12 protein-coding genes are annotated in these 13072 nt (G+C 48.8%); 4 read left to right on the top strand and 8 right to left on the bottom strand.

Translation table 11 applies throughout. The annotated features are described in order from the left end of the window. Positions 1-73: 73 nt before the first annotated feature. The 4 genes from BFC17_RS07035 to BFC17_RS07020 all read right to left on the bottom strand — a co-directional run bounded on the left by BFC17_RS07035 (position 74) and on the right by BFC17_RS07020 (position 3896). Positions 74-376 (bottom strand): hypothetical protein, encoded by a 303-nt coding sequence (locus tag BFC17_RS07035; protein ID WP_139142019.1) that lies wholly within the window; start codon positions 374-376, stop codon positions 74-76. Between the two features lie 216 nt (positions 377-592). After that, positions 593-2038 (bottom strand): amidohydrolase family protein, encoded by a 1446-nt coding sequence (locus BFC17_RS07030; RefSeq protein WP_175439538.1) that lies wholly within the window; start codon positions 2036-2038, stop codon positions 593-595. Between the two features lie 125 nt (positions 2039-2163). After that, entirely contained in the window at positions 2164-3210 is a 1047-nt protein-coding gene (locus BFC17_RS07025) for an AraC family transcriptional regulator (RefSeq protein ID WP_070175744.1), read from the bottom strand. Between the two features lie 89 nt (positions 3211-3299). Further along, on the bottom strand, positions 3300-3896 hold the full coding sequence (locus BFC17_RS07020; RefSeq protein ID WP_070175743.1) for a glutathione S-transferase family protein: 597 nt from the start codon (positions 3894-3896) through the stop codon (positions 3300-3302). Positions 3897-4005: 109 nt separating this feature from the next. Between BFC17_RS07020 and BFC17_RS07015 the strand changes: the two genes are divergently transcribed. Both BFC17_RS07015 and BFC17_RS07010 read left to right on the top strand, forming a co-directional pair. Then, entirely contained in the window at positions 4006-4926 is a 921-nt protein-coding gene (locus tag BFC17_RS07015; RefSeq protein WP_070175742.1) for a LysR family transcriptional regulator, read from the top strand. Next, positions 4919-5497 carry a uracil-DNA glycosylase family protein gene (locus BFC17_RS07010; RefSeq protein WP_070175741.1) on the top strand — a complete coding sequence of 193 codons (579 nt, stop codon included), beginning with the start codon at positions 4919-4921 and terminating at the stop codon, positions 5495-5497. The genes BFC17_RS07015 and BFC17_RS07010 overlap by 8 nt, the downstream gene beginning before the upstream one ends. Before the next feature lie 18 nt (positions 5498-5515). On the opposite strand, the gene BFC17_RS07005 is transcribed toward BFC17_RS07010, so the two are convergent. Then, positions 5516-7015, bottom strand: coding sequence for a S41 family peptidase (locus tag BFC17_RS07005; protein WP_070175740.1), 1500 nt, complete (start codon positions 7013-7015; stop codon positions 5516-5518). A 262-nt stretch (positions 7016-7277) separates the two neighbouring features. Between BFC17_RS07005 and BFC17_RS07000 the strand changes: the two genes are divergently transcribed. Beyond that, positions 7278-8867 (top strand): ABC-F family ATPase, encoded by a 1590-nt coding sequence (locus BFC17_RS07000; RefSeq protein ID WP_070175739.1) that lies wholly within the window; start codon positions 7278-7280, stop codon positions 8865-8867. Between the two features lie 127 nt (positions 8868-8994). Here BFC17_RS07000 and BFC17_RS06995 read toward each other — a convergent pair whose 3' ends face one another. After that, positions 8995-9717 (bottom strand): substrate-binding periplasmic protein, encoded by a 723-nt coding sequence (locus BFC17_RS06995; RefSeq protein WP_070175738.1) that lies wholly within the window; start codon positions 9715-9717, stop codon positions 8995-8997. Between the two features lie 256 nt (positions 9718-9973). Then, positions 9974-10330: a HopJ type III effector protein gene (locus BFC17_RS06990; protein ID WP_070175737.1), complete on the bottom strand. Its 357-nt coding sequence runs from the start codon at positions 10328-10330 to the stop codon at positions 9974-9976. 254 nt (positions 10331-10584) lie between these two features. Between BFC17_RS06990 and BFC17_RS06985 the strand changes: the two genes are divergently transcribed. After that, positions 10585-11634, top strand: a complete 1050-nt coding sequence (locus BFC17_RS06985) for an NAD(P)-dependent alcohol dehydrogenase (protein ID WP_070175736.1) — start codon at positions 10585-10587, stop codon at positions 11632-11634. 75 nt (positions 11635-11709) lie between these two features. Here the strand turns inward: BFC17_RS06985 and gdhA are convergent, their stop codons facing one another. Next, positions 11710-13050 carry an NADP-specific glutamate dehydrogenase gene (gene gdhA / locus BFC17_RS06980; RefSeq protein ID WP_070175735.1) on the bottom strand — a complete coding sequence of 447 codons (1341 nt, stop codon included), beginning with the start codon at positions 13048-13050 and terminating at the stop codon, positions 11710-11712. Between the last annotated feature and the right edge of the window lie 22 nt (positions 13051-13072).

The following is a 13072-nucleotide window of genomic DNA, read 5'->3' as shown; positions in this document are numbered from 1 at the left end:
CCTGACAAAGACTGCAAAACACCAATATGGTTTATTTTAACTCGGTTGTAAAGCGTTCGGCGTAAATTGCCACTTAAGGTAGGTCTGCCTGGAGCAGCTTACGATTGTTGCCATCGTACTGCCAGTATAAGCGATAACTTTGCGAAGGACGGTCGTACTGCTCAGCATCCAGCACCAGATACCTGGCGACAAAAGTACCGTTGGCCAGCCGATGGATAAAATCATAATATTCCAGTTCCTGCCCCGGCGATGACTGGCGATCGACTGTATAGCTTTTAAGTAAAAATAAGTCGTCCGCACCCACCCTGAAATACTTTCGGTAATTGTCGGCAAATGCGTGTGAGTGCTCTTTTTCACGCTCTTGGGGGGCATCCAATTTTAATGATGCTGATTCTGCATTATCAGTGGGTATTGTTGCGCTTGCTGATTGCAAGTAAAAAGGCTCTCTGGCTTCCCTTATGCCGGAAAAAAATCGTTTGAGCCACAACATACTATAGATCTCCCTGCCATTACACCTGAGCACAGTAACGGATGTTTCTCGTCGTACTTCTACTTTTAAAGATAGACCAGCCCTCAGGGTTGTAAATAGCGCTCAGGCAAAAATCAGGTACAGTAAATGCCGCGTCGCGCTCACCAGGCCACCGCTATGCTGATGCCCTTCAGCACGAAGCATTCTGAGATCGTGCTCATTAAAGGTTTTGCCCCCCTGAATAACCATTTGCGGCCTGGCCAGGGTTTGCGGAAACGTCAATGGGTTATCAGCCAGCAGCAGCATGTCGGCCTTAAAGCCCGGCGCTATTTTACCCAGCGCCTTATCTTGTTTTATAACAGCTGCCGCATTTACCGTAGCACTTTTGAGTACTTCGTAGGCTGGAATACCAGCTTTTACCATTAGCAGTGCCTCGCGCACCGTGGCTGGTCCGGGCACATCAACTAACGCACCGGCATCAGAACCCAATCCCAGAGTAACGCCTTGTTCATATAACGTCAGCGTGATGGCATTGAGATAATCATCCACCTGCTGGTTATAGTCCGCCAGCGCTGGCGCTGCACCCAACCAACGCTTGAATGAGGTTTCTTCGTAAACCAGGCGAACAAAGGGGTTAATGGCCGCTAAATCCTGACGGTTTAGATACGTCTGTTTTTGCTGGCTTAACAAAGTAAGCTCCTGATTGACCGCCAGCGTGGGGATCAGCGGAACCTGTTGTTCGCGTAAAAAGTCAGCCGCTTCTTGCACCTTTTGTGGATTTTGCTGCTGCCCTAAAAAACCGTCGAACACTTCTTCCACATGTTCAAAACTGGCCAGCGCTCCATGGGCTTGCAGATTTTCGGCCATCAATTCGTAAGACGGATGTCCCGCTACTGAGACACCGAGATGCTTTGCTTCATCAAGCACCGCCTGATAAACATCAGCGTGCAGTCCTTCGTAAACCTTAATGAAGTCATAACCCTGATTAATGTAATCACGCACGGCCTGACGAGCAATTTGCGGATCGTTAACCCGAAAATGCGACAGCGGATCGCCCTGTTCAACACTGTTAAAAATAGGCGATGACAGTATCAGCCGGCTACCAAACCACTCACCACGGTTAAGCTCTTCCCGCCACTTAAGCTGATAGTCATAGCCGCCCATATTACGCAGAGTGGTAACGCCAGCGGCCAGGGCAGATTTGGCATAACTGCGATCCAGGACATGCACATGCAAATCGATAAGTCCCGGCATAACAAAACCGCCCTGACCATCGACCTCAGTTAAACCTTGTGGCAGCGGTGCATTGGCTGGCTGAACGGCGGTGATCACGCCTTCGCGCACTATTACAGTGTGATTTTCCTTTACCGAGTTATCCTCCATGCTGAGCACATTTACATTGGACAAAATAAGACTTTGCGGACGCAAAAGATCCAGCGATGTACTGCCGTGTTCGTAATGAACATAGGTGGCAAGCGCCGTAAACGACAACAACAAAATGCCGCAAATAAATAGCACGGACAACCCAATTACTTTAAAGGGCAGAAGTTTCATTGATTGAGTTTGCATATCAGGCTCCATTTGAATTTGATGAGTCAAATGTGCGCCCTGTAGGTATTTAGCGCGACCAGAATCAGGATTCTGCACCTGATTTTTCGTGATCCTGCACCTTGTTGGATTATGGTCCTCTGCCCTCAAGCCCCTGTGCGTAAAGGGTTGAGATACTGTCCCGGGGTTTTACCCGTGTGTTTTTTAAAAACCGCATTAAAAGAGGATTTAGAACTGAAACCGGCATCCATAGCAATGTCGAGCAGATTGCGCTGTGGCGTTGCTTTGGCCATTTCGGCGGCTCTGTCTATGCGTAACTGATTTATATAGTCGGCAAAACTTACCCCGCCGCCGGTATTAATAGACCAGGAGATATCCTTAACAGACAGGCCGGTAAAACCAGCGATATCCTGCAAGCAAATGCGCGGCTGGCAATACCACTGATGCTCACGAATTTGCGCATCCAGTGAAGCAAAAATAGCCGCCGCCTGGCTGTCTTCATGGGGCGCAGGCTCTGCGTTGGTTTGCTCTACTTCGCTGACACCGCTAAACAAAGCCGGTTGTCGCACCAGCCCCACCACGGCTACACATAAAACAATAAGAAAAGCTATCTGATCGAGCAAGTACCAGATTTCCCGGTAAGGCGACACCATAACGCTTTGCAGATTTACCCGAACCATATCGAGGATAAGCAAAATCAGTAACACCACCAGCGTATTATACAGCCAGTGTAATTCTGCCGGTGTTGTGTCGGCTTGTCTTTCAGCAATCGCCGCGTGATATCGCCTGAGCCATTTAAACGCCGCGGCAAAATACAGCAATTGGCTTAGCGCTCCGGCCAACAAGACCCATTGAAAAAACGGTGTCAGCGGCAGCGCGATTAACGTCGCAATAAAATGCCGCGCATCCGGCCAGGTCAGCGGTTGTTCAGGCACCAGCAGCACCCGTACCAACAGGTAAAAAATAGGGCCAAGGGTTAAACTGAAAGCTGGCGTAACATACCAGCTTACGCTACCCACATTGAGCTCTTCATAGAGGTTAAAGGCCATCATGACCGATTGCATCAGCAACGCCAAAATAAGGCCTTGGTAACGACGCTCACCAACAAGCAGCGCCACGCCCAATAACCCGGCAAATATAGCCAGAATTTGAATGATATTTACCGATTGAAGGTTAAACCCGGTTAGCAACACGCAATGTCCCTCTTGCAAACTAGCGCTGATAAAAGCAACAACGCCAGTCTAGCAAAAAAGCGACAGCCAGTGACAATGCTTTACCGCACTTACACCTGCCCCGGCATGCCAATAAAGCCGGGTAACTGTTTGATACGGTCGATCCAGGCAAGCACATTTGGATAATCATCCAGCGCAATACCGCCTTCAGGCGCAATCGCCACGTAAGGCATTACCGCGCAATCGGCAATGGTTGGATGCCCCAACGCCAGCCAGTCATGCTCTGTCAGATGATCATTGAGCAGACCCAGAATGCGTGCCGAAGTGACGAGCGTGGTGGGCTTGTCCAGCTCGTAACCAAATTTATCCACCAACCGGGCCGCGTTGGGTCCGTGCTGAATTTCGTTAGCGGCTGTGGCCAGCCACTGTTGTACTTCGGCCATTTGCTGCGGTTCGGATGGTAACCAACTCTCTAAATCGTGCAATCGGGCCAGATAGACCAAAATGGCCTGTGCGTCGCGCAGTACCACCTCACCATGAACCAGGATCGGGATTTCACCAAAGGGATTCAGCGCCAGCATCGCCGCACCTTTGTGCTCACCGGCTAAAAAATCTACTGGTACAATTTCCAGCTCAATATTAGCCAGTGCGGCAAATAATCTGACTTTGTAACAGTTACCCGACAACTCAAGGTCATACAGTTTCATTACTTTTCTCCGTGTTAAAAGAACGTTAACACCTTAACTTGTCTGATTTTCGCAAAAAATATGCGATATTTAATTTCTGTACACCGTTTTTCGCACTAATAGGTAAAAAATGGACAAATTAAAAGCCATGCGTGTATTTGTGGAAATTGCCGATCAGGGTAGTTTAACAGCCGCGGCTAATCGTCTGGAAACGTCCCTCACCTCGGTGGTACGCACCCTTGCCGGACTGGAAGAACATCTCAAGGTAAGGCTGTTTAATCGCAATACCCGCCAGATTGCCATTACTGACGAGGGCCGCGAGTACTACCTGCGCTGTCGCACCATACTGGCCGAGGTAAACGATGCCGAAAGCATGCTGATTGACCGTCAGGCCGAACCGCTGGGCAAAGTGACGGTTACCGCACCGGTGACCTTTGGTAAACGCCATGTGGTGCCTAAAATTAATGCTTATTTAAATCAGTATCAGAAAATGCAGGTAGAGCTGGTATTGCTGGATCGCCCGGTGGATATGCTCAGTGAAGGCATTGATATTGCTGTGCGCATTGGCCGTATTGGCAATCATAACCTGGTGGCCCGGCAACTGGGTACCATGCGCCATGTGTTATGCGCAAGTCCGCAATTTATGGCTAGCCAGGCAGCGGTAACTCACCCGCAGGACATTGCCCAACAACCCTGTATACATCTAAGCGTGCTGGATAACCCCGACGACTGGCATTTTCAGCAGGGCGTGAAATTAATGTCGGTGGCCATGCGTAGTCGTTTGATTACCAATCAGGTAGATGCGGCACTGGATGCCTGTATCAGTGGGGTTGGCTACTGCCGTTTTTTACATTATCAGGTGAGCGAAGCCGTAAAACGCGGTGAACTGCAAATAGTTCTGCCTGACTACGAGCCTCATCCGTTACCCGTTCACTTGCTTTATGCGCCGGTAAAATTGCAAACCAAACGATTACGCTCCATGACCGACTGGCTAACCTGGTCTTTACAGCAGGATTTAACCGCCATTGCCAAGGGAGAGCAAAATGCCTGATCAGGCCAAAGCACTACTCAGCGCTATTCGCGCCTGCACCCTGTGTGCCGGAAACTTACCTTATCCGCCCAGACCAGTAGTACAAATAAACACCAATGCGCGGATTTTAATTATCGGTCAGGCCCCCGGCATTAAAGCCCATGACAGCGCAACGCCGTGGAATGATGCCAGCGGCGATAAACTGCGCAGTTGGCTGGGCGTAAACCGCGAGCAGTTTTACTCGCCACTGTTTACCCACTTGCCCATGGCGTTTTGTTTTCCCGGCTATAAGAACGGTGCCGATGCTCCGCCGCCCAAAATATGCGCTTCCAGCTGGCATGCCAAAGTACACAGCGTGCTAAAACCAGCCCTGACTTTATATATCGGACGCTATTCGCAGCAGTATTACCTGCCCGAATTTAACACCCTGACTCAGGCAGTTGAAACTACTACCAAACAGCAAAATGCCGTTTATGCTCTGCCCCACCCTTCGGGTCGAAACAACCGCTGGCAAACCCGTAACCCATGGTTCGCCAGCCATGCTTTACCTTTATTGCAACAATCGGTGCAGAAGGCGCTTAACGATGACTAAAAGCGCCTGATACACGCCTTATTGCAAGGCATTAAGGGCGGCTTCAAGGCCGGAGTCCTTGCCAGCGATACGGTCTTCCAGTGGGAAAAACGGTACTTCGATATCTACCGGTACACCCACGCCTTCGTACCACACGTCATCCGGCGATAAATAGACTTCGTTGGATAAACCAAGCTGATGCTCCCCAGGCAGTACCCATGTCATAATATCGGAAAAAATGCCGTGAGTTGGCTCACCGACAAAAGTCACATGATCCAGCTGATGCATGGTTAAACTAAAGGTTTCGGCCGCCGAGGCGGTTTCGTTACTAACCAGCACTACCACGGGCTTTCCGGTATAGTTCACAAATTCCGAAGGTTCGACGTAAGACTCCCGCGTTGCCGTTACGCCAGCCCCCTCTCTGGCATATTTTTTATATGCAAGGAATTCAGACTCGGTGAAGCGGCTGGCAATCGCCAGACTGATATAATCATTACCACCGCCGTTGTAGCGAATGTCAATAATCATACCGTCGGTAAAGGCAAAATCCGTCAGCACCTCATCGAGTACCTCGTTAACGTTATTTAAGGCCGAAGTTACCTGTGCAAGGTCATCAGCCTCTTCATCAGCCGAGCTGAAACCGGTCATCGCGTCAATCCGCAGGTACCCGATGTTGTTAATAGCAAACCAGGCGAGCTCTTCAGAATCATCCTGATTCACGTTTGACGTGGCATAGCTAAGCACCGCGTTAATTTCTTGCTCAATGGCGGTTTCGATATAGCTCTCAATGTTGGCAACAATCGTATTGTTTAGCTCACTCTCTTCCAGCGGAAAACTCAGGCCGTTGGCCAGGGCGTATTCTTCAATTAGATTTGTTGCATGGGTTGGTTTTGTGTTTACCGTGATCAGTGTACCGTCATTAGCTTGCCAGGAGTTGTGCGAGTCGGCCAGAGGCAGCAAACTTTGGTAAATAGCTTCGTACAACGTATCCGTTTGCGATGTGATGTCACCTTCCAGTTGATACATGAGCGCAGACCAATCCACGTTTTGGCGCGAGAAATCCACATAGTATTCATCCATAATCTGCGAATATAGCGCGAACATTTCCGGGTTCGTTAACGCTGAGTCCGCCGTTAATTTATTGTCGACACAAGAAGCAGGCACCTCGGCCACTTTTTCCAGTTCACGTGCTGGCGCATGAAACTCACGAGTACCAGTACCCACATACCAGGTAAGCTTCTCTGTACTGTCGATAAAATCCACACTGCGAATAAGGTCTGCGGTAGTGACGTCGGTAAAATCGTCCTGTAACAAACAGTAATCAGAGGTATAACGGTAATACTCCACACTGCTTTCACTAATCACCAGTACCTGGCCATAGGCTTCTGATATCCAGTTCCCCTGATAGGCTTCGTCGATTGCCGCAGCCGGTGGTGGTGGCGGCTGTACATCGATTTGATCGTTGTGGCTACTGCCACCACAGGCGCTTAATAAGGCTGCACTCACCATAACCGCGGCGAATTTTAATTTTGTACTCATAACACTGTTTCCTTGTCTGGTTACCGGAATAATGGTTGGACGTTGGTTGAACGTTGACCGCGACGTCTTGCAAACAGTGTGAATGAGTCAGGGTGAAACCAGGGTAAAGAAACTGAAATTACAGGCAAAAAGCCAGCTTACGACTAAAGCGGTTAATAAAACGCCACATCAACTGGACAGGCCATCAATGTTTCTTTATATTGCGCGGCTTTGATGCCTTATCTCTGGCGTTCGCCAACTTTTTACTTCCCGGGAAGACGTTTTGATTACTACCGCCAACATCACCATGCAATTTGGCTCTGAGCCATTATTTGAAAACATTTCAGCCAAATTCGGCAACGGCAACCGTTACGGCCTGATTGGTGCCAACGGCTGCGGAAAATCCACGTTTATGAAAATTCTAAGCGGCAAACTAACCCCTTCGGCCGGCAACGTTTCGCTAGCCCCCGGCACCAAACTGGGGATCCTGAATCAGGATCAGTTTGCGTTTGAAGACATGAGCGTTGTTGATGCCGTTATCATGGGCGATCGCGAACTCTGGGAAGTAAAGAAGCGCCGTGACGAAATTTACGCCAAAGCCGATATGAGCGAAGAAGAAGGCATGGAAGTCGCCGAGCTAGAAACCCAGTTTGCCGAAATGGACGGGTATACCGCTGAATCTCGTGCCGGTGATATTCTGATTTCTGCCGGTATTGAAGAAAGCTATCACTTTGGCCTGATGCGCGAAGTGGCCCCCGGCCGAAAAGTGCGGGTACTGTTAGCTCAGGCGCTGTTTGCCGAGCCCGATGTACTGCTCCTCGACGAACCAACCAACAACCTGGATATTTACACCATTCACTGGCTGGCCGAAGAGCTGAACAAGCGTAAATCTACCATGATCATTATTTCGCACGATCGCCACTTTTTAAATCAGGTGTGTACCCACATGGCTGACATTGACTATGGCGAACTGCGCATTTATCCGGGCAACTACGATGCGTTTGTTGAAGCGGCTGCGCTGGTGCAGGAACAACTGCATAACGAAAACGCCAAGAAAAGCGCCGAAATTGAAGAACTGCAAAGCTTTGTGGCCCGCTTCTCTGCTAACGCCTCCAAAGCAAAACAGGCCACTTCACGGGCTCGTCGCTTAGAGAAAATCGAGCTGGCCGATATCAAAGCCTCCAGCCGCCGGAAGCCTTACATTCAGTTTAAACAGCATAAAAAGCTGCACCGACTGGCCATTACGCTGGAAGACCTGGGCCACGGCTACACCGGTGAGCATCTGTTCAGTGGCGGCAACCTGCTGCTGGAAGCGGGCTCTAAACTGGCCATTATTGGTGAGAACGGTGCCGGTAAAACCACCCTGCTTAAGTGCTTAATTGGTGACGAAAGCGCGAAAGAAGGTACCGTAAAATGGGCGGAAAATGCCGCCGTAGGTTACGTACCACAGGACAGCTCCAAAGACTTCGCTAACGACATGACGATGTTTGAGTGGATGTCACAATGGCGCCAGCCAAAGCACGACGACCTACAGGTAAAAGCCATGCTGGGACGCTTGCTGTTTGGTTCCGATGACTTTAACAAAAAGGTCAGCGTGTGTTCTGGAGGGGAGAAAAATCGCCTGTTGTTTGGCAAAATCATGTTGCAGGATATTAACGTACTGGTAATGGACGAACCAACTAACCACCTGGATATGGAGTCTATCGAAGCCCTCAACATTGCCCTTATGGCTTTTGAAGGCACCGTGATTTTTGTGAGCCACGACCGTGAGTTTGTGGAATCACTGGCCACCCAAGTGATCGAAATAAAAGATCACAAGCTAACTCACTTCGACGGCACGTACGAAGAATTTCAGGCGCATCTGGGCAACTAACCCCAGCATTCCCGATAATAACCGGATGCGCGAAGCATCCGGTTTTTTAATTACACATCGCTCACCCACGCGAGAATTCACGTTTACTTCCACCTGGCTGCACCATTAGCAATACAAGCCTTACAGATTACTGCGAGTCGTTACTTTGCTTTAATTTGCGTAACCCTTCATCGAGCAATTTAAGCTTTGTATCAAGGTTATCGGCGGTAGGTGAAAAGGCAACGTAGATATCGCTTACGTGATTAAGACTGCCTTTACGAATGGCATCTGGCGGTAGTTGCATGGCTTGCAGCGTATACGCTGCCACGTCATCAAACATGATAGCCATATGTACTTTGCCTTCGCGCAGCAAATTGATAATTTGGCGCTGATTAGCCACCCTCACCTCTCTGAAACGTTTACGCTGCTTTTCAAATGTATCGCCATACTCGTAACCATTTATTAATGCGATATCCAGACCATTAGGCATACTCTGCACATCAACATAATCAAACGCAGAGCCAACAGGATAATAAAACGAAGCGCTGGCCTGAAATAACGGCTCACTGCCAAACACGAATTTTTCCACCGTATTCTTTTGGCGTGTGACATTGTAGGCGCCATCTACCTGGCCATTCTCTGCCATTTTTAACGCCCGGGCATAAGGCACGGTTATAAACAGTGCGGTCGAATCTGAATAAGCCAGTGCCTGCTCAAGGATAGTTCGAGACAACCCGGTCCCATCAGCCCTGGCAAAAGGCGGCCAGCTATCTTCCGCCGCAAAGACAAATGCTTCGCCTGCGCGGGCTGTACTTACCAAACAAGAAGAGCAAAGAGCTAACAGCACCAGCGTTATAAATTTAAATCTCAAGGAGGAACCCTAAAAGCAGCAAACTAACAAACATTAACGACACCACATCGATAACGGTTCAACGTGGCGAATGCCTCCTATTCTATGCATATACCATTGATAAATCATTAAAAAGTTACCAAGTCATACCATACCTGTAACGTCAGATTACGAACGGACAGACTCAGGTAACAAAATATGCCCGCTTCGGGGACGTGGTTATAAAGAGATGATTACCATCATCAATCAAAGACCTTTATAACCACGCTAAATTGCATTAAGCGACTGGCTTCAGCGGAAATACTTCAAAACTCACCCCGGCACTACCTGTTATCATAAAGTTTCGGATATTAGCGTGGTCGTCACCCTGTGGATTTTTAAGCACGTCTTCGCGATAAAACTTACCGAACAGTGCTAAGGTTTGTTCGTCGCTTAATTTCAGGTACTGGCCTAACGCCAATAATTTACACGAGCCATTATTCTGGTTGGCTTCATTGCTTACGTCACCGTTAGTAAAAGCCGTTGGTGAAAAGCTAAAAGTGCTGTCGATAAGCGCGATTACATCATTAAATTCAATGCTCTCTGGGGCGTTGTTCAGTTGTGTGGTGAGCGCTTCTAAACTGGTAAAGGACATAAGTTCTCCGTTAATTAATCGCGTTGACTGTTATAAAAATTCGCCGTATTAAACCAGAATTAACCAGCAATACCTACTTGAAATAACTGATCAAAACCCAAGTTAGTGAAGTACTTATGTTTAACTGGCAGCTTAATCCAACACTATCAGGCAATAGCCAAACAGGATTAGGCACATCAATTTTAGCTTGTGTGGTCCATAATACTGCTCAGGCTTCAACGCTATTTTTAATCACCTAACACAGAGGTAAAAGTATGAAAACAGTTGGCTACGCTGCATATTCAGACGATGCTCACATGAAACCTTATCATTTTGAGCGCCGCGAACTGCGCGCCAATGATGTTGCAATCGAAATTCTTTACTGTGGTGTCTGTCACTCTGACCTGCATACAGTCAATGGCGACTGGGGCCCGCAGCCTTATCCGCTTATTCCTGGCCACGAAATTGTGGGTGTGGTTACCGCCATTGGTGATGACGTTAAAAACTACAAAGTAGGTGAAAACGTTGCCGTGGGTTGTATGGTCGATAGCTGTCAGGAATGTGACCAGTGTCATAACCACGAAGAGCAGTTCTGCCGTAACGGTATGACCGTAACCTACGGAGCGCCGGACCGCATCTCTGGTGAAATCACTCAGGGTGGTTACTCAAAGCATATTGTTGTGCGTGAAGAATTTGTTCTGCGTGTGCCAGAAGGTATGGATATGGCTAAGACGGCGCCTATTTTGTGTGCCGGTATCACCACCTTTTCACCACTTCGTACCTGGGGAGTAAAAGAAGGTACTCGCGTTGGTGTTATTGGTTTAGGTGGTCTGGGTCACATGGCAGTTAAACTGGCTGCTGCCATGGGTGCTGAAGTTACCGTTATCAGCCGCTCTGACAAAAAAGAAGCCGAAGCCAAAGCCATGGGCGCCAAAGGCATTCTGGTTTCTACCGACAAAGACGCCATGCAGGCGGCTGGCAGCTCGCTTGATTTAATCATCGATACTGCGCCGGTTAAGCATGATGTTGGTGTGTATGCTCCGCTTCTGGACATTGACGGCACTATCGTGATTGTTGGCCAGGTTGGCCCAATGGAAGAGCTGATGTCTCCACCGCTGATCATGGGTCGTCGTCGTGTTGCCGGTTCGTTAATCGGTGGCATTAAAGAAACTCAGGAAGTACTGGATTTCTGTGCCGAGCACGGTATCTATCCAGATTGTGAAATGATCAAAATGGAAGAAATCAACAGCGCTTTTGAAAAGCTTGAAAAAGGCGATCTGGCGCACCGTTTTGTTATCGACATGGCATCATTAAGCGCAGAATAATCTGCCGCACTGATAACCTGAAAGCAGCGCTCATTAGGCGCTGCTTTTTTATGTCTGCCTTAATTTATATCTGCACTAAACCCCTTGTGCCACCATAGCATTGGCCAACTGCCGAAACGCCGCAATATTAGCGCCTTTGGCGTAGTTAACCCGCTCTCCTTCTGTGCCTTCCTCGGCGCAGCGCAGATGAATATGGGCCATAATGGATCTGAGTTCATCATCGAGTGTAGCAAAACTCTTGCGTTCAAACGCCGCGTTTTGTGACATCTCCATACCAGAAAGTGCTACGCCCCCGGCGTTAGCCGCCTTACCAGGCACAAATACGATATCAGCGTTAGTAAGCTGCGTTTTAGCCTGATGGGTGGTAGGCATATTGGCGCCTTCCAGTACGTAGCCACAGTGATTATCAATTAACTGCTTTGCCGACGATTCATCCAGTTCATTCTGGGTAGCGCAAGGCAATGCAATGTCGGCTGGAAAACCCCATGGCTTGCTACCTTCAAACCAGCTGCCGCCGTGCTGTTCGGTGAGTGCTGTCAGCACATTATCTTCGCTCATACGATTGTCGATGGCCCAGCGAATAGCAGTTGTGCTCAGGCCTTCTTCTTTAATGTAACAGCCCCGGCTGTTAGATAAACTGATCACCCTGCCCCCCAGCTCAGTGGCTTTTAACGCGGCGTGAAGCGCCACGTTACCAGCACCAGAAATCGCGATGCGTTTGTCCTCAAGCTTGTCGTTATGCTGTACCAGTACGCATTCGAGCATATAAATCAAACCAAATCCGGTGGCTTCTGTTCGCACATGGCTGCCGCCAAAATCGATATCCTTGCCGGTAAGACTGCCACCAAATTTATTATGCATGCGACGATACTGCCCGTACAAATACCCTATTTCGCGCGCCCCGACATTAATATCACCCGCCGGCACATCGGTTTGCGGACCAATATGGCGCTGCAATTCCTGCATAAATGCCTGGCAAAAACGCATAATTTCGTTGTCACTGCGGCCTTTAGGATTAAATTCGGAGCCGCCCTTGGCACCGCCCATGGGCAAGCCAGTAAGGGCATTTTTGAAGGACTGTTCGAAGGCGAGAAACTTTAAAACAGACTCATTAACAGTAGGATGAAAACGCAAACCACCCTTGTAAGGACCAATTAAGCCACTGTGCTGCACCCGCCAGCCGCGGTTTATTTCAACCTCGCCGTTATCGTTAACCCAATGCACGGCAAAGTTTACAATCCTTTCAGGCTCACTCAGGCGTTTTAGCACGTTGTAACTTTTGTAATCGGCATGAGCGTTATAAACAGGCATTACATCTTCGGCCAGCTCTTTGGTGGCCTGCAGAAATTCCGGCTGATGCGGATAGCGACTTTCTATCCATTCGTTAAATTCGGCTAAATTTGATTTGGCTGTCATGAAACCCCTTTTTATAAATTTT

The sequence above is a fragment of the Marisediminitalea lipolytica genome (assembly GCF_001758465.1).
Classification (GTDB): domain Bacteria; phylum Pseudomonadota; class Gammaproteobacteria; order Enterobacterales; family Alteromonadaceae; genus Alteromonas; species Alteromonas lipolytica.
The sequence above is the reverse complement of the archived record's forward strand: the minus strand, read 5'-3'. Positions and strand labels throughout refer to the sequence as shown.